The sequence below is a fragment of the Mesorhizobium sophorae genome (assembly GCF_002270415.1).
GTDB classification, from domain to species: Bacteria; Pseudomonadota; Alphaproteobacteria; order Rhizobiales; family Rhizobiaceae; genus Mesorhizobium; species Mesorhizobium sophorae.
Genome location: NZ_NNRI01000017.1, coordinates 103,647 through 128,078 on the forward strand (window position 1 = coordinate 103,647; position 24,432 = coordinate 128,078).

The 24,432-nt window shown below is 60.9% G+C and carries 17 protein-coding genes; 9 read left to right on the forward strand and 8 right to left on the reverse strand.

Annotated features, from left to right (window positions below; all coding sequences use genetic code 11):
• Positions 1-7 precede the first annotated feature (7 nt).
• Positions 8-1,441, reverse strand: coding sequence for a basic amino acid/polyamine antiporter (locus CGZ66_RS24995; RefSeq protein ID WP_095089050.1), 1,434 nt, complete (start codon positions 1,439-1,441; stop codon positions 8-10).
• 292 nt (positions 1,442-1,733) lie between these two features.
• On the opposite strand from CGZ66_RS24995, the gene CGZ66_RS25000 reads away from it, so the two are divergent.
• The 3 genes from CGZ66_RS25000 (at position 1,734) to CGZ66_RS25010 (ending at position 5,222) form a co-directional block, all read left to right on the forward strand.
• Positions 1,734-3,164: a basic amino acid/polyamine antiporter gene (locus CGZ66_RS25000; RefSeq protein WP_095089052.1), complete on the forward strand. Its 1,431-nt coding sequence runs from the start codon at positions 1,734-1,736 to the stop codon at positions 3,162-3,164.
• Between the two features lie 304 nt (positions 3,165-3,468).
• Positions 3,469-4,311, forward strand: a complete 843-nt coding sequence (locus CGZ66_RS25005) for a formate/nitrite transporter family protein (protein ID WP_095089054.1) — start codon at positions 3,469-3,471, stop codon at positions 4,309-4,311.
• Between the two features lie 299 nt (positions 4,312-4,610).
• Complete coding sequence (locus tag CGZ66_RS25010; RefSeq protein WP_245331204.1) at positions 4,611-5,222, forward strand: sigma-70 family RNA polymerase sigma factor; 612 nt, start codon at positions 4,611-4,613, stop codon at positions 5,220-5,222.
• 171 nt (positions 5,223-5,393) lie between these two features.
• On the opposite strand, the gene CGZ66_RS25015 is transcribed toward CGZ66_RS25010, so the two are convergent.
• Entirely contained in the window at positions 5,394-6,053 is a 660-nt protein-coding gene (locus CGZ66_RS25015; protein ID WP_095089056.1) for a response regulator transcription factor, read from the reverse strand.
• 385 nt (positions 6,054-6,438) lie between these two features.
• Positions 6,439-6,828 (reverse strand): response regulator transcription factor, encoded by a 390-nt coding sequence (locus CGZ66_RS25020; RefSeq protein WP_245331205.1) that lies wholly within the window; start codon positions 6,826-6,828, stop codon positions 6,439-6,441.
• A 759-nt stretch (positions 6,829-7,587) separates the two neighbouring features.
• On the opposite strand from CGZ66_RS25020, the gene CGZ66_RS25025 reads away from it, so the two are divergent.
• Together CGZ66_RS25025 and CGZ66_RS25030 are read left to right on the forward strand one after the other, a co-directional pair.
• Positions 7,588-8,325 (forward strand): helix-turn-helix transcriptional regulator, encoded by a 738-nt coding sequence (locus CGZ66_RS25025; RefSeq protein ID WP_095089060.1) that lies wholly within the window; start codon positions 7,588-7,590, stop codon positions 8,323-8,325.
• Between the two features lie 99 nt (positions 8,326-8,424).
• Positions 8,425-10,713, forward strand: coding sequence for an FdhF/YdeP family oxidoreductase (locus CGZ66_RS25030; protein ID WP_095089062.1), 2,289 nt, complete (start codon positions 8,425-8,427; stop codon positions 10,711-10,713).
• Between the two features lie 85 nt (positions 10,714-10,798).
• Here the strand turns inward: CGZ66_RS25030 and CGZ66_RS25035 are convergent.
• Positions 10,799-11,745 (reverse strand): IS630 family transposase gene (locus CGZ66_RS25035; RefSeq protein ID WP_417568610.1). Its coding sequence is split into 2 segments (ribosomal slippage): positions 10,799-11,401 and positions 11,404-11,745, totalling 945 coding nucleotides; the frame shifts between segments, so codons are not numbered across the junction.
• A 991-nt stretch (positions 11,746-12,736) separates the two neighbouring features.
• Between CGZ66_RS25035 and CGZ66_RS25045 the strand changes: the two genes are divergently transcribed.
• The 4 genes from CGZ66_RS25045 (at position 12,737) to CGZ66_RS25065 (ending at position 18,733) form a co-directional block, all read left to right on the forward strand.
• Positions 12,737-13,465 (forward strand): alpha/beta fold hydrolase, encoded by a 729-nt coding sequence (locus CGZ66_RS25045; RefSeq protein WP_425352318.1) that lies wholly within the window; start codon positions 12,737-12,739, stop codon positions 13,463-13,465.
• Positions 13,466-13,811: 346 nt separating this feature from the next.
• On the forward strand, positions 13,812-16,985 hold the full coding sequence (locus CGZ66_RS25055; RefSeq protein ID WP_095089070.1) for an efflux RND transporter permease subunit: 3,174 nt from the start codon (positions 13,812-13,814) through the stop codon (positions 16,983-16,985).
• A gap of 14 nt (positions 16,986-16,999) precedes the next feature.
• Positions 17,000-18,232: an efflux RND transporter periplasmic adaptor subunit gene (locus tag CGZ66_RS25060; RefSeq protein ID WP_245331206.1), complete on the forward strand. Its 1,233-nt coding sequence runs from the start codon at positions 17,000-17,002 to the stop codon at positions 18,230-18,232.
• 267 nt (positions 18,233-18,499) lie between these two features.
• Positions 18,500-18,733 (forward strand): hypothetical protein, encoded by a 234-nt coding sequence (locus CGZ66_RS25065; RefSeq protein WP_143748849.1) that lies wholly within the window; start codon positions 18,500-18,502, stop codon positions 18,731-18,733.
• A 167-nt stretch (positions 18,734-18,900) separates the two neighbouring features.
• Here CGZ66_RS25065 and CGZ66_RS25070 read toward each other — a convergent pair whose 3' ends face one another.
• The 4 genes from CGZ66_RS25070 to CGZ66_RS25085 all read right to left on the reverse strand — a co-directional run bounded on the left by CGZ66_RS25070 (position 18,901) and on the right by CGZ66_RS25085 (position 24,431).
• On the reverse strand, positions 18,901-19,683 hold the full coding sequence (locus tag CGZ66_RS25070) for a sensor histidine kinase (protein ID WP_095089076.1): 783 nt from the start codon (positions 19,681-19,683) through the stop codon (positions 18,901-18,903).
• A 381-nt stretch (positions 19,684-20,064) separates the two neighbouring features.
• Positions 20,065-22,935 carry an ATP-binding protein gene (locus CGZ66_RS25075; protein WP_167392240.1) on the reverse strand — a complete coding sequence of 957 codons (2,871 nt, stop codon included), beginning with the start codon at positions 22,933-22,935 and terminating at the stop codon, positions 20,065-20,067.
• Positions 22,936-23,160: 225 nt separating this feature from the next.
• On the reverse strand, positions 23,161-23,526 hold the full coding sequence (locus CGZ66_RS25080; protein ID WP_095089080.1) for a serine hydrolase: 366 nt from the start codon (positions 23,524-23,526) through the stop codon (positions 23,161-23,163).
• A gap of 152 nt (positions 23,527-23,678) precedes the next feature.
• Positions 23,679-24,431, reverse strand: a complete 753-nt coding sequence (locus CGZ66_RS25085; RefSeq protein ID WP_095089572.1) for a response regulator transcription factor — start codon at positions 24,429-24,431, stop codon at positions 23,679-23,681.
• Between the last annotated feature and the right edge of the window lies 1 nt (position 24,432).

Below are 24,432 nucleotides of genomic sequence, written 5' to 3' on the forward strand. Positions count from 1 at the left end.
TTTCTCGTCAAGGTGTAATTGCGCCGGTCAACAGGCCGACGAAACCGGCGAGTCCAGCGACCAGTGTGACGGCGAAGATGATGAGTTCGACCGATGTGAAGATCCGCGCGTTCTGTTCGCGCCGCGCCCAGAGGTACAGGACGGTTCCCGGCACGAAGAGCACCGCCACCAGCAGGACGTATTTCAAGCCGGCGGCCAGAAACATGACAAGCGTGTAGACGACGGCGATCCAGGCGAATAACTGGTCGCGCCCGCGCTGACCAGGCGAGGTCTCGTACCCCTCGCCGCGGCGGGCGATCAGCACGCCATAGCCCGCGACCAACAGGTAGGGCAGCAGCGCCGTCACGCTTGTCATGTCGAGCATGAAGTTGAAGGCGTCACGCGACCAATAGGTTGAGATGACGAATAGCGAGACGACGATATTGGTCAGCCAAAGCGCGTTGGCGGGAACCCGGTTGCCGTTCTGCGCCGCGAAAAGCTTGGGCATGTCCTGCGACTTCGCCGCGGCGAACAGTACCTCGGCGCAGATCAGCGACCAGGCGAGATAGGCGCCGAGCACTGACACCAGCACGCCGATGGAAATGAACACCGCGCCCCAATGTCCCACGACCAGTTCGAGCGCGCCGGCGAGCGAGGGCTGTTGGACTCCGGCGATAGCCGCACGCGTAGCCGTGGCGTAGGGCAGAAGGGTGATGGCCACCATCAGGCCGGTGACGCCGACGAAACCCAGGATGGTCGCGGTGCCGACATCCGAACGCTTCTCTGCGAAGCGCGAATACACGCTCGCCCCCTCGATGCCGAGGAAGACGAAAACGGTGATCAGCATGGTGTCGCGCACCTGCGCCACCAGGGTCTTTTCCGGCATGCCTACGCCGCCGAGAAAGTTCTCGGAGAATTGCGTGTAGTTGAACGCGAACGCCATGGCGAGGATCGCCACGATGATCGGTACGATCTTGGCGACCGTCACGACGCTATTGATGAAGGTGGCCTGCTCGACGCCGCGCAGGATCATGAAATGGAAGGCCCAGATGCCAACCAGCGAGACGATGATCGCGGTCGCGGTGCTGCCATCCCCGAAAATCTCCGGGAAAAAGCGCCCGAGCGTCGATCCGATCAGCACCCAGTAGAAGACGTTTCCGAGGCAGCTTCCGAGCCAATAGCCGAACGCCGAGAGGAAGCCCATATAGTCGCCGAATCCCGCCTTGGCATAGGCGAAGACGCCGGAATCGATATCGGGTTTCTTCTCGGCCAGCGCCTGGAACACCCGGGCCAGCATGTACATGCCGGTTCCGGCTATCGCCCAGGCGATGATGGCGCCGAACGGGCCCGTCGCGGTGGCGAACCTGCCGGGAAGATTGAAGATGCCGGCCCCGATCATCGATCCGACAACCATTGCGATCAAGGCGAACAAGGACAGCTTCTGCTCGGACTTACTTGCCACGTGCCTCTCCCGAGTGATCGGAAATCATCTGTCCGTGAGCCAACAAGCGGGCTGGAATTTCAGTACAAACCAAACCCTATGCTTTTGGCGTGGTCGTGAAATTAGCTGAGAGTCTCATTCCTGTGCATCGCGTCTCTATTTCGGAGCCTCGACGCAATACACCGCCGCAGTGGAGTTACATCGGCTGGACTTGTGACTTTCTCCGATGCAGCATCGGGTGAGCGACCTGGACCGGTTTGGCAATTCGGACGGATTTCGCTTGTGCAATTGACGACCGGCTCGAGACGCGGCCATGGCATCCCAGACCTCGCAGAAGCTTTCGCTCGCGGCGCTAACGGCGATGGTGGTCGGATCAATGATCGGCGCCGGCATATTTTCGCTGCCTCGTACTTTCGGCAACGCCACCGGACCAGTCGGCGCAATCATCGCCTGGTGTATCGCCGGGACCGGGATGTATACGTTGGCCCGCGTCTTTCAGGCGCTCGCGGAGCGCAAGCCCGAACTCGATGCCGGCATCTTTGCCTACGCAAAAGCCGGCTTCGGTGACTACGCTGGTTTCCTTTCCGCGTTTGGCTATTGGTTGGTTGCCTGCATTGCCGACGTCTCATATTGGGTTCTGATCAAGTCGACGCTCGGCGCGTTCTTCCCGGTTTTTGGCAATGGTGACACGGTCCCGGCAGTGGTGGTCTCGTCGATCGCACTCTGGCTGTTTCACTTCACGATCCTGCGCGGGATCAAGGAAGCTGCCGTCATCAACACCGTTGTTACGGTGGCAAAAGTCATTCCCATCCTTACCTTCATTTTCATTCTGGCCGGAACGTTCAAGGCGAACATCTTCGTCAGCAACCTATGGGGCGGAGAGCTGGCATCGCGAAGCGGTCTCTTTGAGCAAATCCGAGCGACCATGCTGGTCACAATCTTTGTGTTCATTGGGATTGAGGGAGCAAGCGTCTATTCTCGCTATGCCAAGGAACGCTCCGATGTCGGCAGGGCGACGATCGTCGGTTTCGTCGCCGTTTTGTTCCTGCTGGTGCTGGTGACGCTTCTGCCGTATGCCGTACTTACACAGGCGGAAATCGCGGGAATGAGGCAGCCATCCATGGCTTCCGTTCTCGAGGCCGTCGTCGGTACTTGGGGCGCGGTTTTCGTCAGCGTAGGGCTGATTGTTTCTGTGCTAGGCGCTTATCTCGCTTGGTCGTTGATCTGTGTCGAGGTGCTGTTCGCGGCCGCAAAGAGCGGCGACATGCCAAGGATTTTTGCGCGTGAGAATGCCAACAAAGTCCCGGCCGCCGCGCTGTGGCTGACCAATATCGTCATTCAAGTCTTCGTTATAAGCACGCTTTTCTCGCAGGATGCGTTCGCGCTCATGGTGAAACTGAGCAGTGCCATGGTGTTAATTCCTTACCTGCTCGTGGCTGGATACGGCTTCCTTCTGGCTTTACGCCGAGAGACTTATGGAACCCAACCCGCGCAGCGATCCCGCGACTTGATCGTGGCTGGCATTGCCACATTGTATGTTGCGTTCATGATCTACGCAGGGGGCCTGAAATTTCTGTTGCTGTCATCTATTCTCTACGCACCCGGTACGCTGCTCTATGTTCAGGTCAGACGGGAGCAGAACAAGCAAGTGTTGGTCGGCGTGGAATGGATAGTGTTGGCGGCTGCGGCAATTGGTTGCCTCGTTGGCATTTACGGAATTGCCAGCGGCGACATCATTATCTAGCTGAGCGAGCGCTTCAGTTCCTTGGCCGACAAGACATACCAAGGAATGTCTGGCCTAAATCAAGTGCGTAATCCGGTTACCCTCAGTAGAATGTCGCCGCGAAGTGCCGTCGGCTATTCATCCCTGAAGTGACAATCAGCGTGCCAATCGGTCCTGGTTGGCAACGCATGGGAGACGTCATGGGTATCGCAACGCGCTTTCTGGCCACGACGACAGTTGCGATCCCTTTAGCCAGACCGCCGTTGCCGCGCCTTGCGGCCCTGAAATGCGGAACCAGCCTGCTCGGCGCAGAAGGATAGCGATCATGAACGACAGCCTCTCGCCGCGCGAAATCGTGCGGGCAATGGTGGATCTCGGCGCCGCAAAAGCCGCCCACAGCGTTCCTGATCTTTTGATCCGCGGCATGCTTTCCGGGGCGCTCCTTGCCTTCGCGACGAGCATGGCCCTGGAGGGTGCGCTTCAGACAAATGTCGCGCTCGTCGGCGCTCTCATCTTCCCGGTGGGATTTGCCATCATCATCATCCTTGGCCTCGAGCTCGTGACCGGGAATTTTGGCCTGGTACCCCTGGCCGTCCTCGCTCACCGCACGACGGTCGGCCGGATGTTGGCCAATTGGTTCTGGGTTTTCGTCGGCAACATGCTCGGTTCGCTCATCTTTGCCGGGCTGTTCTATGTCGTCCTGACCGATGTCGGCAATGTTGGGGCGAGTGCGCTCGGAGATCATCTGCGTGCGCTCGCCGAAGCCAAGACGATCGCCTATGAGCCGTATGGATACGATGGACTGGTGACCGCCTTCGTCAAGGCCATGCTCTGCAACTGGATGGTCTGCCTCGGCGTCGTCATGGGGATGAGTTCGAAGTCCACCCTCGGCAGGATCGTCGGATGCTGGTTGCCCATATTCGCCTTCTTCGCGCTCGGATTCGAGCACTGCGTCGTCAACATGTTCGTCATTCCCATGGGGATGATGCTCGGGGCCAAGATCAGCTTCGCAGACTGGTGGTACTGGAACCAGATACCCGTGACCTTGGGCAACATTGCTGGCGGTTTCCTCTTCACCGGACTTCCTCTCTATTGGACCTACCTGAAGGGCGGTGCAGAAGACATGCCTGCCCCTGCGGCGAGGATGTCACTCGGCCCGGCCGAGTGATGGGCCGGCATTCCGGCGAACACATCTTCTTCCTCGGCATTGGGCCGCCCACATTGCTTCGCGAAAGAATGTAGTCGTTTCGAAAAGAAGGCCTCAGTCGGGTCCGCCATGGTGGCGCCGACAGCACCCAGCCGAACAACTTCGATTGGACACAGCTAGAGCCAGGAAAGGCGCCGGCACATGCCTGACAGACCAGATGTGCAGTCCCGAACCAGAGGATGGCTGTGGCTGTCAGGTTCGCGGCCGACCGAGTTCAGTCCGGATCACAAATTGCAATCGCCGACATTGCGCATCGCCTGATGACCACGAACATGACGCAACTCGACCTTCCGCCCGATGTTTCGCCGCAGCCGAGTTTTCGCTCGGCTGACGCTTCTTTTTCGGCAAGCGGCGCGGCGGCCGAGATCACTGACGAACGCAGGCGAGCGATCGTCGCGGAGATTCCACGGCTGCGTGGTTATGCGCGCGCGCTGTTGCGGGACCGCGATGCCGCCGACGACCTTGTGCAGGACAGCCTCGAGCGGGCGCTGTCGAGGATGGCGAACTGGACGGCCGGCGATACGCCACGCCGCTGGCTGCTCACGATCATGCACAATCTGTTCGTCGACCAGTTGCGGCGCGCCAAACGCCATGCCCAGGCGGTGACCACGATCTCAGAAACGATAGATGCGATCGCGACGTCGCCACAGGCCGACAGGCTGGTATTCGTTGACGTATTCTCGGCGCTTCAGCAGATCAATCCCGAACGACGCGCAGCACTCGTGCTTGTCGCGGTCGAAGGCCTCTCCTATGCCGATGCCAGGAAGGCGCTTGGCATTCCCGTGGGGACGCTGACGTCGCGGATCGCCAGGGGCAGAGAGGAGCTGCGATCGATCCTGGAAGGTGTCTCGCAGCCAGGCCAACCAGGGTGAGCAAAGAATGAACCGTCAGCGTTTTCAATGATGAACCAAGGCACCTGCCGTCCACACCGGCGCGGCGTCACGGGGTCATATCCGGCGAACGGCGGAGGGTCGAGAACCGCTGGAGCGAGCGGGCGGGATCGATAGATTTTCGCGCGATACCGGATGACGACTTTGCCATCGCTATTGATTTGCCCTTCGAAGGCCCAACCGTTCTGCAATCCGCACCAGGTCGGGCAAGGTTCGCACCGCCATCTTCCGCATGAGATGCCCGCGATGGATCTTGACCGTAATTTCGCTGAGGCCCATCTCGCCCGCGATCTGCTTGTTCATCAGGCCCTTGGTCACGAAGAACATGACTTCCTTTTCACGAGAGGTCAAAGTTTGGTACAGGGCTGATATCGTCGCCGCTTCCTGGTCGGATTCCCACCTTATGCGGTCGTTTTCGAGCGCGCCGAAGACCGCATCAAGCATGTCCTGGTCCCGGAACGGTTTGGTCAGAAAATCGATCGCTCCGGCTTTCATCGCGCGCACCGACATCGGGACATCCCCGTGTCCAGTCATGAAGACGACGGGCATTTGAATGTTCGACTTTGCAAGATGAGCCTGGAAATCGAGGCCGCTCACGCCGGGCAACCGGATATCGAGCACGAGGCAGCTTGGCGTTTCCGGCAGCTTGCCCTGCAGGAATTGGCTGGCGGAGGCGAACAGTTCGACATGCAGCCCCACGGATCTGAACAGCCCACTCAGGGCATCGCGCACAGCGTCGTCATCATCGATGACATAGACTGTCGGCGCAAAAGCGGTCGACGCGGTTTGGCCTGGATTGGAACCTGCTGTCACGATAGCAATCCGCTCTCACGATTCCTGCTCCGCACGGCCCAGGAATGGCACAACGCCATCTTAGCATATTAATTTGGCAACGAGCCCCGCCACTAGGCGAGACGTGGTCGCGACTGTCGGTAATGCCGAGGGGGCTGGGATGGCTTCCGCGCGCTGCACCACCAATATCACCAATCCACCCATCGGCGCATGTGCGCTGATGTTTCTGCAGTCGCGCCCTCTTGTGCAGCGGGGCTAGGCAGGCGATCGCCGAAACCTGCCTGGAATTCAACCGCACAGGCTGCCGGCAATCTTCCCGGAACGAACGCAAAATTCCGATTTGGAACGCACGCGACTTCGTTCCGAAAGCAATGGCGGTGGCAGCGCTCGGCTCACCACGAAGACGTCATTCCGGCTTGATTTCGCGTGGCCAGTTCAGCGCATCTTCGATGCACCGGATCATGGCGGCGGCGTCAAAAGGCTTGTAGAAGAAGCCTGCCGCCCCTGCAGCGAGGGCATTTTGCCGGGTCCGTTCGTCAGGATAGGCCGTGATAAGAATCACCGGAACGGTGTGGCCACGTGCCAGGAGCAACGTCTGCAGTTCCAACCCGTTCATTTCCGGCATCTGCACATCGGTAATGACACAGCAGGCGTCGGCGAGCCGTGGCGAACGCAAGAGTTCCTCGCCAGAGGCAAACAGGTTCGCGGCAAAGCCGCAGGAACGTATCAGATTCGCGGTGGACGTGCGGACCGCCTCGTCGTCGTCAACTATGGCAACCATCGGAATTTTCGGCACATCGGTGTCCCCCGGAGACTGTGTCGCCCGGCGTCCCCCGGCGCGATCTCATCTCGGCGCCAGCATACAAACGTGGAGCCAAGACCGAAATCATACAGAGGTTTGACTAGCCTGAGGTTCGCAGGCGGCGATGCCGCGACCTGGCGACCGGTCGGAGAACCGTACGGCTACAAAGCAGTGTCAAGGCTCAACCGCACGGTGGGATCATTGTCGCACGGCACCGGCGGCCTCCCTGCGCAAGGTTGCCGACATCGCCAGACGCGCCCAAGGCGCCGCCGCCAATAGTAGATACCATCGTATACGCAGCATAGCTGATGATATGATTCATTCAGACGGCCATTCAATGGAGCAGATTTCCCACCCGTGTACCTTGGCCCATCAAGCAGAAGAAAATTCTGAGGCTAGAGGAGCACGGGCCCAATGCAGTTCCACTCATTGTCTGCATCCGAATATTACGATCGGCAACCGGCAGAGGATCTGCCCGTCCTTCCTCGACGCGACGGCATGGTCCGACCGATGCATGTCGCCGGCCCGCCTCGAACGCCTGAAGTCGGCTCGTCATTGTTCGACCCATTCGACGCAGGCAACGGCGCCTACCCGGTGGCGCCAGACTGCCGCATGATTTCGATCCCCCTTACTCATATGAATGTGGTTCTCTCGGTGTCCGCTGCAGCGATGCCGCAACCCCGTCGCGGCGGTCTAACGATGCATGCAAATGCGGCGGCAGACCCTGATCCTACGGCGGCGCCCAGTGGGGCCATGGCGCAATTTGCCCAAGCAGGCCAAAGCGCGATCGACGGTCTGAATGTTTTCCACGCGCCTCGGGACCTAGGCCTTGCCGAACTGGTCCCGGAACGGCACTCCTCTGATCCGGTCGTCCAGCGTCTTTCCAGGGCGCTCGAGGCGGCCGAAGACAGCCATAATGGATTTGGCAACCTCTATGCCGATGCAGTCCGCCTTGCCATCGTAACCCGCTTGCTCACGCTGCGCTCAGATCCGCAGCCAGACCCGGATGAGCCGGCGGCACGCTCTACCGCCGCCCTGTCCAAATGGCGATGGAAGCGCGTCGTCGAATACGTCGATTCACATCTCGATGAGACGATTACGCTCGCCGACATGGCAGCAGTGGCGGGGCTCAGCCGAATGTATTTCGCCGCACAGTTCCGGGCGGCCACCGGCATTCGCCCGCATGAATTCCTGCTGCGGCGACGGATTGACCGTGCCAAGCAGATGCTCATCGAGACCGAGATGACCCTGGTCGACGTGGCGCTGAGCGTGGGCTTTCAGAACCAGGCCCATTTCACCACGGTCTTCGGACGTTTCGTTGGCGAGACACCCTATCGCTGGCGTTGCGGCAATCGCAGGGATGTCGCAGATCGCCCTTTCGACAGCGATCCCGTCGGTTGGCGCCACCCGCCACGTGGGTCGGACACGCGGCCCATTCAGCTGGCAGCTCCGGGAGAGTTGCCGCCCCGCAGCGCTGCCGGTGCAACATAGTCGACAGCGCTGGCGGCAGCACTGCGATGGAAAGATGTTGCTTGCCGGAAGGCTTCTTGCCCACACAGGATTCTTCAGCTCTTCGTAGAGGCGTCTCCAATGGCCAATGACATTCGTCCTTACAATGCCCCGGCCGGCGGATGGGGAGCGCTCAAGTCGCTAGGCGAACACCTTGTCGAGCAGGGAATCCCGATCAAGGGGGCCGCCACTCTGGGGCGCATGAACCAGCCGGAGGGATTTGATTGCCCCGGCTGCGCCTGGCCGGACCCCAAGCACACTTCATCCTTCGAGTTCTGCGAGAACGGGGGCAAGGCGGTTGCCTGGGAAGCCACGGCGAAACGCTGCACGCCGGAGTTTTTCGCCGCCCATACCGTTGCCGAGCTTTCAAGCTGGAGCGATTTCGATCTCGAGATGGTCGGACGCCTGACCCATCCGATGGCCTACGACGCCGCATCCGACCATTACGTGCGGGTCGGTTGGGACGAGGCCTTTGCAACCATTGCCCGCCACCTCAACGCATTGCCGGATCCCAACATGGCCGAGTTCTACACATCCGGCCGCACCTCGAACGAGGCAGCGTTCCTCTACCAGCTCTTCGTGCGAGAGTTCGGCACCAACAATTTCCCCGATTGCTCGAACATGTGCCACGAGGCTACCAGCGTCGGCCTGCCGCACTCGCTCGGCGTCGGCAAGGGTACCTGCCTGCTTTCCGATTTTGACAAGACGGACTGCATCTTCATCTTTGGACAAAATCCGGGCACGAACAGCCCTCGCATGATGACGAGCCTGCGCAACGCCTCACGGCGCGGCGCAACCATCATGTCCTTCAATCCGTTCCGAGAGCGCGCCCTGGAGCGCTTCCAGTCGCCCCAGAGCCCGGTCGAAATGGCAACGCTTACGTCGACACCGATCAGCGCCAAGCTTTATCAGGTGCGTGTCGGCGGTGACGTCGCCGTCGTCAAGGGGCTCATGAAAGTTCTCATGGAAGCAGACGATGCGGCGCGGGCGGGCGAATTGCCGGCGATCCTCGACTGGGATTTCATCAAGGGCCATACGACCGGTATCGAGGCTCTCGCCGCCGACCTGCGGGCGACGCGATGGGACGACATCGTCTCTCAGTCAGGGCTCGCTCGCGAGGACATCGAATACGCCGCTCGCGCCTATATGCAGGCCGAACGAGCGATCATTGTCTATGGCATGGGCATCACGCAGCACCGGCGGGGAGCACAAAACGTGCAGCAGCTGGCCAATCTCGCGCTGCTGCGCGGTCATATCGGCCGCGAGGGCGCCGGACTTTGCCCGGTACGTGGTCATTCCAACGTCCAGGGCGATCGCACGGTCGGCATCACCGAAACGCCGACAAAGGAATTTCTCGAACGGCTTGAGCACCGCTTCGGCTTCAAGCCGCCGTCCGAACATGGCCACAACGTCGTGACCGCGCTGGAGGCCATGAAAGACGGCAAGGTGAAAGTGTTCTTCGCCGTCGGCGGCAACTTCGTGTCAGCCATTCCCGACTGGGAGATGACCCGCGCTGCCTTGCGCAAGCTCGACCTGACGGTCCAAGTGTCAACCAAGCTCAATCGCAGCCATCTGGTACACGGGCGCGACGCGCTGATCCTGCCTTGCCTCGGGCGCACCGAAATCGACGTCCAGGCAACGGGACCGCAGTCGATCACGGTCGAGGATTCGATGTCGATGGTGCACGCGTCGGCGGGCCGCAATGTTCCGGCGTCGGAGCACCTGATGAGCGAACCTGCAATCGTCGCCGGCATTGCGCGAGCGACGCTGGGTGCAGGTTCCGTCGTCGACTGGGAAAGCTTCACCGCCGACTACGACCTTATCCGCGACGCGATCGAAGACGTGTTCCCGATCTTCCAGGGTTACAATGCCCGCATTCGCATCCCAGGCGGCTTCCATCTGACATCGAACGCGCGCGAACGCATCTGGGCGACAGTTTCCGGCAAGGCGAATTTCCTCGTCTTCGACGGCCTCGGCGAGGATCCGCCCCTGGACAGTCTCGACGCTCTATGGCTGACGACGGTGCGCAGCCATGATCAGTACAACACCACGATATATTCGATGTCCGACCGCTATCGCGGTGTCTTCGGTCAGCGCGACGTGATCTTCCTCAACGAACAGGAGATGGAAAGGCGTGGCCTCCATGCCGACGACCGCGTCGACTTGATCACTCTGTCCACCGACGGCGTTGAACGCCGCCTGTCCAATTTTCGGATCGTCCCGTATGCCTTCCCGAATGGCAGCTGTGCGGCCTACTATCCCGAGGCAAACCCCCTCGTGCCGCTCTATGCGCACGATCCGATGAGTTTCACGCCCTCCTTCAAAGCAATTCCGATTCGCATTTCGCGCTCGCGTACCGGGGCGGTTTGATCATGGGTGAGGTCGAACTCGCGCGCCTCCATGACCAATGCCGATCCTATCCCTGGCGGCTAGAGCAGTTTCTGGATAATCACGGTTAGGCATCGTAGCCGGCGTGGGCGAACAGGTTTTCGCATTCTTTGGGGTGGAAACGATCGATGGCGACGGCCACGGCGTCCCATAATTCCGGGATGGACCGGGCTGCTGCCTTTCGCAGTAAAGCCTTCAGCTTGGCGAAGGCCATCTCAATGGGGTTAAAGTCCGGGGAGTAGGGCGGAAGATAGCGAAGGGAAGCCCCCGCAGCCTCGATGATTTCGCGGACACCGACCACTTTATGAGCAGGCAGGTTGTCCATCACGACGACATCGTCGGGTTGAAGCGTCGGTACGAGGACGCGGCGCAAGTAGACCAGGAATGCTTCGCCATCCATGGCGCCGTCCAGGAGCCAGGGCGCGACGATCCCGTCGAGGCGCAGGCCGGCCGTGAAGGTCGTGGATTTCCAGTGCCCATGAGGAACAGCCGCCCGGCAACGCTGTCCACGCGCAGAGCGGCCTCGTAGCCGGGCCATCTTGGTATTGAGGCCACTTTCGTCGATGAAGATCAGGCGGCTCGGATCGAAATCGAGTTGGCCTTCGAACCACTCTTCCCGCGCTGCCAAAACATCCGGTCGCTGCTGTTCGGCCGCGTGCGCTGTCTTTTTTTGTACGTGATGCCACGCTTTGCGAAGAACGCATGGACCGTCGTCAGGCTGGCTTTGACCCCGCGCTCTGCCGCAAGGCGATCGACGATCTCGGCAAGCGTGATGTCCCGCTCATCGGTCTCGACCAAGGCGAGAATGAAAGTCTCGTGCGCGTCCAGCTTCGATACCTTCGGCTTGCCCTGCCGCCCAGGTTCCAGATTGCCGCTCGAACGCCAGGCCCGATACCATGCACCAGACGTCGATATCCCGATGGCAAACCGCCGTGCCGCTTCTCGGGTCGACAGGCCTGCCTCTATCGCCTCGATAACACGCGTCCGCAAATCCAGGCTGTAAGCTCGTGCCATGCCGCTGCTCCTTCCGCAAATCACTTCGATCAGGGAATCAGAACAAGCCGTTCACTGCAAACAAACGACTCCGATTAAGGGAAAACCGCTCTAGAACGCGGCGATCTTCGGGCCGCGTCGCGCTGGGTCGCAGGCAAGTGGCCGGACGGGTTCGGTCGCGACACCGAAGGCGGGAGCGGCAGTGTCGAACTGGCGCAGTTTGGGGTTCTGGAACCCTATCTTGCCGAAGCAATCGTGCTTGAGCGGGGAGCAGACTTCATGTTTGCGAGATGGGGCGCGGCGCTGGACGCGCTTTGTGGCGGGGACCGTGGTGGTCACAGGCTGTCTGCGCTCCCCCAACCCAGCCGCGGGCAGCTGCGCCGGCTGTGTGTGCGGGCCGCTGCGGAGCAGTTGCCGCAAGCAAGACAAGCGACCTGGGCACTCGATGGACGGATCTGGCAGTGTGCGATGCTGACGCTGCCGACGGCCGGCGACGAGCTTTCCGCCACGCGACTTCTCGTGGCCCTGTTCTTTGCCCCTCACTCAATGTTTGCCGCCCAGCCTCTTCCACGTGGCGAAGCGTTGCGTTGGAGGCGAAGCTCCCACGCACCCCCGCGCACGCGCCATTCTGCCGAACTCCTGAGGCGCCCGTCCACTCCTCCCGCGGGCGCCTGAACTGGCGGTGGGTCGCATCAGCGATCCGCCGCCCCTTTTTGGTGACCTTCGGTCGTTGCGGACGCGGCGCGTGCGCTCATCACATCGCCATCGGACCTGCCCGTTCGTGCGCGACGAGAAAGGCAGGGGCGTTTCTGAAAGACGCCGAACCGCGAAATCGGGATTGTCGCAACGAGCTGCCTCCGCAAACGCCTAGGCCACGGAGCCGGCCGCAGGATTTGCTACCGCATCGCTGGCCTTCATCTCGGTCATCGACGCATTCGATTGTTTGAAAAAGGGAAGGAAGACACCCGTGCGCGAGATCGTCAATGCCATCGCAATTGCCCTCACTCTTGGCCTGTCGGGAGTCGCCGTGGCGGCTGACAATCCCACGCCCAAGCCCGCGCATACCGTCGCGCGCAACGTCGTGCTCGTGCACGGAGCGTGGGCGGACGGATCGAGCTGGGCCGAGGTGATCCCGCTCCTCCAGGCGGCCGGCCTCAGAGTAACCGCGGTGCAGAATCCGCTGACGTCGCTGGCAGACTCGGTCGCGGAGACGCGACGGGCGCTGGCGCTGCAGGATGGGCCAACCGTGCTGGTAGCGCATTCCTGGGCCGGCACCGTCATCAGCGAAACGGGGACTGATCCCAAGGTCACATCGCTGGTCTATGTGGCTGCACGAGCGCCGGATGCCGGTGAGGACTTCGTCGCTCTTTCCGCAAAGTTTCCCGCAGGACCCGTTCGAGCCGGCATCCAGGTGAATGATGGCTTCACCAGATTGTCCGAAGAGTCATTCCTGAAATACTTCGCGAACGGTGTCGCGCCCCGGCAAGCCAAGATCCTGTATGCGGTTCAGGAGCCCACCGCTGCGACCATCTTCGGCGGACGAACCACCGAGGCTGCATGGCATTCCAAGCCATCGTTCTATGCGGTGTCGAAACAGGACAAGACGATCAACCCTGATCTCGAACGGTTTCTCGCCAAGCGCATGCATGCGACGACGGTGGAGATCGATGCGGGCCACCTGTCGCTGGTTTCCCATCCCAAGGAGGTCGCCGACCTCATTCTGGCTGCTGCGGGCCGATGACATTGGATTTGTCCCGGCGAAGCTATGCGGACGGGCCTGACGGCCTGGGCGGGCCGTCCCGGCGACGGCCCGCCTGCCGCGCGCAGCATCCACATGCTGGTCGCAATGGTCTCGCTTACTGCACTGATGTTGCCCAAACCAGCCCGCCATCGGGCGCCCGGCGAAGAGCTTGGCGACGTCACCGGGCAGCGCTCGGTGCCGACGCCTTTTGGGCGCAAGGACCGGACATTCGAGGCAATGGGCGCAAAGTCATTTCGGAGACACTGAAAGAAAATCCGGCAATACGGCGACGTTCATCGCTCGAGCCGTTCCGACTAACGTTGCCAGGAAGGTCATCGGCTGAGACATGGGTATCGTTCGGTTCGCGTTGCGATTTCCGCACACGTTCTATGTGCTGGCTGCCTTGATTCTCTTTCTCGGAGCTGTCGCAAGTCGCGAGATGCGGTTGGACGTCTTTCCGGAAATCAACATTCCGGTGGTGACTGTAATCTGGAGCTATGGCGGCCTCAGCACGCCGGAGATGGAACAGCGTGTCACCACGTACAGCCAGTATGCGATCAGCTCTAACGTCAATGGCATCAAGAACATCGAGGCGCAGACCTTAGGGGGGCTGTCGGTCCAGAAGATCTATTTTCAGCAGGATGTGAATCTCGATCTCGCGATCGCGCAGATCGTTTCGGCGACAAACGCCATTCGCGCCCTCCTGCCACCGGGAATCCAGGCACCGCTCGTGGTGCAGTTCAACGCCTCCAGCGTGCCGGTCCTGCAGATCAGCCTGAGCTCCGACACCCTCAACGAACAGCAACTCTACGACTACGGCATCTATCGGATCCGTCAGCAACTGGCCCCGATCCCGGGTGTCACCCTGCCAACACCCGCGGGCGGAAAATATCGCCAGATCATGGTCGACCTCGACCCGTCGAAGCTCCTGGCCAAGGGCCTGACGCCGCTCGACGTCGTCAGCGCGGTCAACGCCCAGAACCTAACCTTGCCGTCGGGCACGGCCAAGATCGGCAACACACAGTATGTCGTGCGCACCAACGCCACGCCAGCAACCATCGACGAGCTCAACGATATTCCGATCAAGGTCGTGAATGGCGCTACGGTGTTCGTCAAGGATGTCGGCCAAGTCCATGACGGATGGCTCGTTCAGCAGAACATCGTTCGCGAGAACGGCCGGCATTCGGTTCTGCTCAGCATCATCAAGAACGGCAATGCCTCGACGCTGGAGGTGGTCAATGCCGTTCGGGATGCCTTGAAGACGGCACGCGCCGCGGCGCCTCCCGGCATGGAAATCAGAGAGCTCTTCGACCAGTCGGTGTTCGTCAAGCAATCGATCGCCGGCGTGCTGCGGGAGGGCGTGATCGCGGCCGCGCTCACCGCTCTGATGATCCTGCTGTTTCTCGGATCGTGGCGATCGACGCTGGTCGTCATGATCTCGATCCCGCTGGCGATCCTGTCGTCAGTCGTGGCGCTGTATTTCCTGGGCGAAACGCTCAATACGATGACGCTGGGGGGCTTGGCGCTGGCGATTGGCATCCTCGTCGACGATTCGACGGTGACGCTCGAGAACACCCATCGCCTGCTCACCGAGGAAAGACAGACGCTGCCGCAGGCGACGCTGCATGGAGCCGCCGGTATCGCCGTGCCGACCCTGGTGTCGACGCTGGCCATAAGCTGCGTGTTCACATCGGTGGTCTTTCTGGAAGGTCCGGCAAAATATCTGTTCACGCCGCTCGGTCTTGCCGTCGTGTTCGCGATGCTCGCATCCTATGGACTTTCGAGGACGCTCACTCCGATCACCATCGGATTGCTGCTCAAAAGCGAACGCCACGGCGCCTCGACGGGCTGGTTCGGCAGGTTTCACGCCAGGTTCGAACGTGGTTTCGAGGCCATGCGCCTGCACTATGCCGAGCTGCTGGCCGTACTCCTCAGGCGCCGGTTCATCGTTCCCGTCATTGCAGCCCTGGTGCTCGCGTTGGGCGCTGTGCTGACGATGCTCGTCGGTCGCGATTTCTTTCCCGCGATCGACGGCGGCCAGATCCAACTCCATGTTCGGGCTCCCGCGGGAACCCGGATCGAGGAGACGGAGAAGATCTTCCAGGCTGTCGAGGACAAGATCCGCGAGATCGTTCCCGATCGCGACCTCCAGCTTGTCGTCGACAACATCGGCCTGCCGGCGCGTTCCTACAATTTGGCGTTCACGGATGGATCGACCATCGGCGTGAATGACGGTGTGATCCAGGTCGCATTGAAAGACGGCCACGCGCCGACTGCCGACTATGTGCGCAAGCTGCGCACGGCGCTGCCAAGCGCCTTTCCAGACGTTCTGTTCTACTTCCAGTCGGCCGACATCGTCACGCAGATCCTCAATTTTGGATTGCCGGCGCAGATCGATGTCCGTACGGTCGGCTATGACCGCGTTACCAATCTGCGGGTTGCATCGGAGTTGCGGCGCCGCATTGCCGCCATTCCCGGCGTGGTCGACGCACACCTGCAGCAGGAAGTCGACGCGCCGGCGTTCTATGCCGATATCGATCGCACGCGGGCGGCGCAACTCGGGCTCAATGCCAGCACGATCGCCAACAACATCAATGTGAGCCTGAGTTCCTCCGAGCAGGTGTCGCCGAACTTCTGGACCGACCCGACCACGGGCATTCCCTACTACCTCGCCGTTCAGACACCGGAAAACAAGATCGCGTCATTGAACGATCTCGGCAACACGCCCGTGTCCTCAACCATCAACACCGCCGGCGCACAGGTTCCCGGGCAACTCAGCAACGTCGCGACATTCAAGCGCGACAGTCTCCCGACCAACGCCAACCAGGCGAACGTCCAGCCAGTCTACGAAGTCTATGCAAGCGTCCAGGGTCGTGATCTGGGAAGTGTCTCCAGCCAGATCAGCACGATCGTCGCCGACCTGCAGAAGCAGCTTTCGCCCGGAAACACCATCCAGGTCATAGGGCAGATCCAGAGCATGAACGATGCTTTCTGGGATCTCGGCATCGGCATCCTGTTCGCCGCCGTGTTCGTCTACTTGCTGATGGTGGTGAACTATCAGAACTTCGGCGACCCCTTCGTCGTCATCCTTGCCTTGCCGGCGACCTTTTGCGGCATCGTGACGATGTTGTTCATCACGGGCACGACGCTCAACGTGCCTTCACTGATGGGTGCGATCATGGCGGTCGGGGTCGCTTCGGCCAACTCTATCCTGCTCGTGACTTTCGCCCGGGACCAGCAGTTGGCAGGCAAGTCCGCGTTCGACGCGGCGATCGACGCCGGTCATACCCGGATCAGACCTGTGCTTATGACCGCGGCCGCGATGATCGTCGGCATGGTTCCCATGGCGATCGGCGGAGCGGGCGAAGAGCAGAATGCCGCACTGGCGCGCGCGGTCATCGGAGGACTTTTATTTGCAACGCCCACGACGCTCCTCGTCGTGCCGTACCTGTTCGCGATGCTGCGTAGCGGACAGGACGGCAAGACGGCTCACGGCGTCTTCGAAGAGGAAATCGCATGAAACCGAGGCATCGTTTGGATCAGGCCGACGACACGGTGATGGATGTTGCAATGGAGCGGCCGCCGCGCCGAGGCGGAGGCCGGCTGCTTGCATTGGGCGCGCTCGCTCTGCTGATGACGGGACTGGCCTATGGCGCCCAGGGATATTATTCGCGCAACCGCGAACTCGCGGCTGCGGCCAAACAGGCGCGTGACTTCATTCCGCAGGTGCGTGTTGCGGCGGTAAGGCCGAGCGACGACATCGTGAAAGTCAGTCTGCCCGCCACCACAACTGCCTTCGACGTCGCTGACATCTTCGCACGAGCCAGCGGCTATATCGAGACGCGCGAGGCCGATATCGGGGACAAGGTCAAGAAGGGACAGTTGCTAGCCAAAATTGCCGTGCCGGAACTCGATGACCAGATTTTGCAGGCCCAGGCAACCTTGGGACAGTTCAAGGCGGCGCTGCAACAAGCACAAGCCAATCTCGATCTCGCCAAGGTGACGTGGCAACGAGACAAACCCCTGGTGGACCAGGGCTGGATCACCAAGGAACAGGGTACGATCGACGTCCAAAGCCTCAAGGCACAGGAGGCGGCTGTCGGCGTTGCGCAGGCCAACGTGAATGCGCAGCAGGACCAGTTGCGCGTTCTCGACCAGCAACAGGCCTACCAGCAGGTGGTCGCCCCGTTCGACGGCGTCATCACTCAACGCAACGTCGATATCGGCAGCCTGGTGCAGGCCGACACGACCAACAGCACTTTCCTGTTCGCCATCATGCAGGGGGATGTGATCCGTGCCCAGGTCTACGTCCCCCAGGACCAGGCCTTTGGACTGACCCCGGGGGTCAAGGCCGTGCTCCAGGTCCCCGAAATCCCCGGCCGCACCTTCCCCGGCACGGTGACGCGGATTGCCGATGCGCTGGCACCGGGCACACGGACCTTGCTGACCGAAATCGACATTCCGAACCCTGACGGTGTTCTCACGCCCGGCACTTATTGTACTGTCGAGCTCCAGATCCCGCGCAAGACACCCAGCTTTTCCGTGTCCGCAGATGCGATCATCTTCAACGCGGATGGTTTGCAGGTTGCCGTGGTCGAGAACGGCATTGCGCATATCCGGAAAATATCGGTGGCGCGCGATCTCGGAACGGAGGTCGAGGTCCGTGACGGCGTCAAACAGGGCGACCTTGTGATCCTGAATCCGCCGGTCGAACTTGCCGAGGGCAGCAAGGTGCAGATCAGCCCTGCAGCCGTCGGGCCAGCTTAGTTCAGTTCCGGACGCCCCGGGGTGAAATTAAGCCCATTTCCCCGTTGGTGCCGTATACGCATCGCGAATTGGCGATCCATACTATGTCATGCATCGATGATACCTTGATATACTACATATTACTTCCACCAATTGCTAGTTATGTAGTGCAGGACGAGAACGGAAGCGGCGAGATCAACTTCGCAACCCGAAAGTTCCCGAGTGCCTGCGGCTCGGAATGCGCGGTGAACAAATCGCCGCCATCCTCATCGAAAAGGATATCTAATCATGCGTTCTATCCCTCTGAAGGCGGTGCTTGCCGCGATGATCGTCACCGTTCCGCTCACCGGGGCCTTTGCCGCCTCGTCGCACGGGGGAGACCGCGATAGCGGTCGCGACCGTGGCGATCACAGCAGCAATTACAGCGACTTCTCCCAGAATGGGTGGTTTGACGGCATCCATTCGTTCAAGGCCCATCCGGCTGCAGGCAAGGACTTCCTCCAGCAGCTCAAGGGTGAATGAGAGGTTCCACCGTCTCGCCGCAGCCCCGCCGTCTCTCAGGAGCGGCGGGGGTCTGCGGTGTGAAGCCTTATGGACATAGTCACAGGCGCGCCGCCTGTCTATCAAGGCAGGCCATATTGCTCAAGGCAGGCATGTTCTCCGACTTCCCACGCCGCCGAACGCGATCATCAAAATGGAGCGCCGCGAAAAAGCCCTTCGATCTGGCGGTTCGTTCGCATCGTCCGCCGGCATCGACTCGATCCGACTGAGTTTGGCTCAACTGTCTTTGGGATGACGAATTGGAAAATGCTGCCATACGGAAGATCGGGTGTGGCCCAGAGCCGACCGCCGTGGGCTGCGACGATAGAGCGGCATATCCACAGCCCCAATCCCATGCCCTCGCGCTTGGTCGTAAACAGGGGATCGAAGATGCGATCGATAAGTGCTGGATCGAGCCCTGTGCCCGAGTCCCCGACTGCAACCAGCACATCGCCATTCTTGTCGAGTTGGGTGATGATGCGCAGCTTTCGCTGCCGATCCTGCACCATGCTCATGGCCTCGATGCCGTTCGCGACGAGGTTGGCGACGACCCGCTCCAGTTGATAGCGATCGCCCCTGATGGGCTCCAGGTTCTCAGCGAGGTCCACCTCGACCGCGATGCGATGATGGCGCAGATCGAGGCTCACGAGATTGAGGAGACCTCTGATCAAGTCGTTGATGTCGAGGTTGTTCGGTACGGGCGGGGATTTTCGAGCAAGATCCCGAACGCCTCTGACGACATCGGCGGCGCGAAGGCTGTTGCCGATGATCCGTTCAATGGCCCGTTTCACCTCATCGAGATTTGCTGGGTCTCTCGTCAACCACCGCAAGGCGGTTTCCGCGTTTGTCAGGATTGCGGTAAGTGGCTGATTCACTTCATGCGCAATGCACACCGCGCGCTCGCCTTTCGTTGTCGATTGGGTGCTAAACATAAGCTGCGGACTCCTGCGCCAAGAGGGTTCGATTTGGTCGTGGGCGGTACCTAGGGCTGCGGGCGATCGATCCGCCTGACCTTGCGCGCGCCAAGACTATTCCGCTGCCGGGGAGGAAATGTTCCGGAGCGTTCGGTGTGAGGAAGCCACGCGAATGTCCCAATTCTGACTCCCTCCAGCGTGCCGATTGCCTGGTACTCCATGCCTTGGAACTATCCGCTCTATGAGCTGTGAGGCGAGTTCAGCGTTGCAAATAGCTGTAAATATTCGCGCCCAAGACAGGCTGTGGATAGGCACATGCGTGGGGCATCGCTCCAGGCGCCTGGCGCGAGCACGAAAGAGCCACGGGGTTGAAGGCGGACCGGGACTGGCTTGCAGAACTCAGTTGGTCGAGCTCAGTTCGTCGAGAAGTCGGCGCGCGGCAACCAGATCTTGGGTTCCAAATCCCTCTTTGAACCGCTGATAGATGTGGTCGAGCATGGAGCGGGCGTCCCCGCTCCGGCCGTGTTCCCGCCACACACGTGCCAGAGGAATTGCAGCTCTCAACTCCCAGCCCAGGGCGGATTGCTTGCGGGCACGATCGATCGAGCGGAGCAGCGAACCCTCTGCTGCAGGAAGGTCCGGTCTCGGCCGCGCCAGCAAGATTTCGCCTCGGGCTCGCAGCAGGTCGGGCAACCAGAGTATCTCTCCGACTTGCTCCGCATGCGCCACAGCCTCGTCTATGGTGGCCAGCGCTTCCTCCGGCCGACCGGAAAGGGCCAGGCCCTCGGCCAAGGCACGCGATGCCGGCAACGTCACGATGCGGTACCGATTGGCATCCATCGCTTTCAGTCCTGCCCGCAAGATTTCGACGCCCGATGCCGCATCGCCGCGCGCGACCATGAATTCACCTTTCAGCGCGAGGCCAACGGCGTGATAGGGGGCAAGGGAGTATTTGATAGCCTGCTCGATTACGATTTCGGTATGCTCTTCCGCTGCTTTAAGATCGCCACTCCAGTGGAGAACAGGGATGAGATAGATGAGAGCAATGCAAGATGAGACCGGGTGATCGTAGCCTTGCGCAGCCTTGATTCCCTGACGTGCAACTTTGCAACCCTGATCCGCGAAGCCGCACAGCCACAAAGACCTGGCGAGCGTTGCGAGCCCTGATGCACGGTGGTCGTGGCCAAAGAAGCTCACCCTCCCCAGCTTGAAATCTGACGCAAGCCTCATGCCTTGTTTGCAGTGACGCAGCGCAGCCGCCTGATTGCCGGTTAGATGATACGATCCACCCAAGATCCATTCGGTCATTGCGTTTTCGGTCGGGCCGCCGCTCGCCTTGGCAACGGTGTCGCTTCGTTTGGCCGCCGCCAACGCGCCGCTGAAGTCGCCCTGGCGCGTGAGAAAAATGTAGAGTCCAGAAAGCAACTGGAGTTGACGTCCTCCATCCCGCAAAGTCTCGGAGAGGTCCAGGCCGCGCTCGATGCCGCCCCTGACTTCCAAGCTGTTGCCGCGGGCGTACATGGCTGACATCGCCAGAGCTCCCTGGAGCTCCAGTTCCAGTTGCATCCCATGATCCGTCTCGTGCAGCGAGCCCAGTGCTCGCCGGCACCATTGTTGACACTCATCCAGCAGTGAAAGCCCCAGGAATAGCGCAGCCCCATACGCAGCCAGCTCAATGGCGATGGAACGGTCGCCCGAGCTTGAAAAACTCCACGCGAGCGCTTTGCGGACGTTGCCGATGTGCGGAGCGTAGGCGGCTACGTTGTGGCCATCAAAAGCCGACCCTTCGGCCAAGCCTTGCTCCAGCAAGGCGACGAAGTAGCAAGCGTGACGTCTTTCGGCCGCGTCTGCCTCCCCGCCTTCCGCGAGCTTGGCCGCGGCATAGGCGCGTGTTGTGTCCAGGAGCCTGTAGTAAGCAGGCCCGCTTGTCGACAATACCCCCATCAGAGACTTGTCGATCAGGCTGGCGATCGTGTTGGTGACCATTTGCGTCTCGCCATCGGGATCCCCGGCGACTGCATGCGCCGCCGCCAGCGTGAATTGGCCAACGAATACGGACAGCCTGCAGAGGGTTCTCTGCTCATCCGCTGACAGGAGCCTGAAGCTCCAGTCGAGCATGGCCTGCAGCGTCTGATGCCGGGGCGACGCGCATCGCCGGCCCTGCAGGAACAGCCCGGCGCCGCTGTCCAGGAGATCAGCGGTTCCTTGAATACCATTGGTGCCCACACGACTGGCAACCAGCTCGATCGCCAGAGCAATTCCATCAAGCCGGCGGCAGATATTCGCAACGATTGGAGCCTCGGTGTCGCTGAGCTCGGCACGGTGCCCGCTCGATCCCGCCCGCTCCATGAAAAGCTGGACGGCGGGCGAAGCCAGCGCCTGAACGGCAGATGGCGTGTCGTCAGGCGGACTGTCGAGAGGCATCAGCAAATGCACATACTCGCCCTCAACGCGCAACGACTCGCGACTGGTCGTCAACAAGTGCAGCGACGGCGCTGCGCGAAAGAGGCGTTCGCACAGCGGCGCAGCGGTCTCGATCACATGTTCGCAATTGTCAAGAACGACCAGGGTTCGCTTATCGGCCAGGAAGGCGCTTATGTACGGCTCGGGGTCGGGCCCCTGGACAAAGCAGCCGAGTGCCGATGCGACGGCAGCGGGAACGTCTGCTGGAGCGGTGAGCGAACCGAGATCAACGAAGCAAACCGCGTCGTCGCCTAATTCCCGACGCAGCGCGTGGCCGACCGCGACGGCGACGGTCGTCTTTCCCATTCCGCCTGGCCCGACCACACTGACGAAGCGTCGCGACAACAGCAGCGAGGACAGGGTGGCGACGGTCTCGTTCCGTCCGACCAGCAGTTGCAAGGGCGCCGGGAGACTCGGGGGCAGCACGGGACCGGCAGGAGCGACAATCAGGTCGGTGCCGTCCGCGTTTGAGCGCCGAACCGGTGCAACGAAAGTGTAGCCCCGGCCGGGAACATTGACGATGTATCGAGACCCGTCTTTGCCGTCTGCCAGCACTCTGCGAATGGCGGCGATGTGCACACGAAGATTGGCTTCCTCGACGAAGACGCCCGGCCAAACGAGATCGATCAGTTCTCGCCCGCTCACGATCTCCCCCGCTCGGTCGGTCAACGCAATCAGAACGTCAAGCGCGCGGCCGCCAATAGCGACCGGTGTGCCATCCTTGACCAGCAATCGCTCAGCCCCGATCAAGCGGTACGAGCCGAAAGACAGGATTTCGCCGATCCCTAATTCACCGCCATTTGCCATGACAGTCGTCCTGGGCGCTGCCAGCCTCATGCTCGAAGATCCGGGCGATCTTCTTTGCATCTTTTTGCGACCTTTAACTCGCCTGGACCGGCGCTCCGGGATCATATTGGGCGGTGTCCGAAAGACGTGGCGAACCGGAGGCGCCAGCGCATCTTGGTGCCGTGCTCTGCGCGAAGCGAAGAAACCGCAATTCTCTCGGCGGCAGCATGTGCAATGTCATTGTGCCTAGTTCCTTGTTGATGGACTCCATTCGAGGCTGAAAGGCGCTGGCGGCGGCAAGGGATTTTGCTTCGGCACGTCTGCATTGGACCGGTCCTGTCGCTGGCAGGTCGGCTTTCTGACGAAGTCTTCGGCGGAAGTATCGGCATTGAGCTTGCCGCGATCGACAAGGATCGTGGCAGCGGTCGCGAAAATCGATGTCGACATCGAGAAAATACGGAAAAGCGTGTCCTCCGCGGCCCTGCCCGCCGGAGACGCTTCACTGGCTGAGCCGGAGCAGCAAACGCCGTTTCGGTCACCCACCAAGCCGACAACGAAGGGCAAATCTCCTTCGGCCACGCTCCAGTCGAGAATGTCCTGCAACATCGACATCGATGATACCGCTCCCAGACCCCCCTCTATTGCGATCGGGCAGAATGTCTTTCTGCGCGCTGCCGCGGAGAGAAGCGCAAGGATAAAGGAAGCGTGTCCGAGCCTCCATTCTGGCTTGGTACAGTTCCGTATTCGTTCGGCGGGTTGGACCACTACTTAGGTCTATCCAAAATAGCCCTGAGGCTAGTTGTGGGAGCAGGTGCCGAGCGCAGCAACTCGGCCATCCTGACCAAATCGGCCAGGGATTGCGCGCCCATCCTTCTCATGACTTGAGCACGATAAATCTTAACCGTGGATTCTACCACGCCAATCCTTCCAGCAACCTGCTTGTTCATCAATCCTGCCGTCACCAGATCCATCACCTCGCGTTCGCGCTCGCTCAGCGTCTGAAATCGGGTGAACGTCTCGATCGCCCGCCGATTGCTATCGAGGCGCATGCCGTCCAGCTCGATGGCCCTTGTGACGGCATCCAGCATTTCCTGTTCGCGAAACGGCTTCGTCAGAAAGTCGACTGCACCAGCCTTCATGGCTCTCACCGCCATCGGAACGTCGGCGTGGCCGGTCATGAATATGATTGGTATACGGACGCCGGCTGCGACAAGGCGAGCCTGAAAGTCGAGACCGCTGATGCCGGGCATACGAATGTCCAGCACGAAGCAGCTCGCAAGGTCGGGCAGTTCCATGTTCAACAGCTCGGTCGGAGACGAGAAGGCCTGGCTCTGCAAACCGACGGATTCCAACAAGTCGACCAGCCCTTCGCGCATCGCGACATCGTCTTCGACGATGAAGACGAATGCATTTTGGGTAGTCCCAGCATAGATGGGGGCAGCCACCGGACGGGCATATGACTGCGTCGGCTCCAGCAGCAGGCGTTCATAATCTCTGGTCACTAGATCACTTGTCATC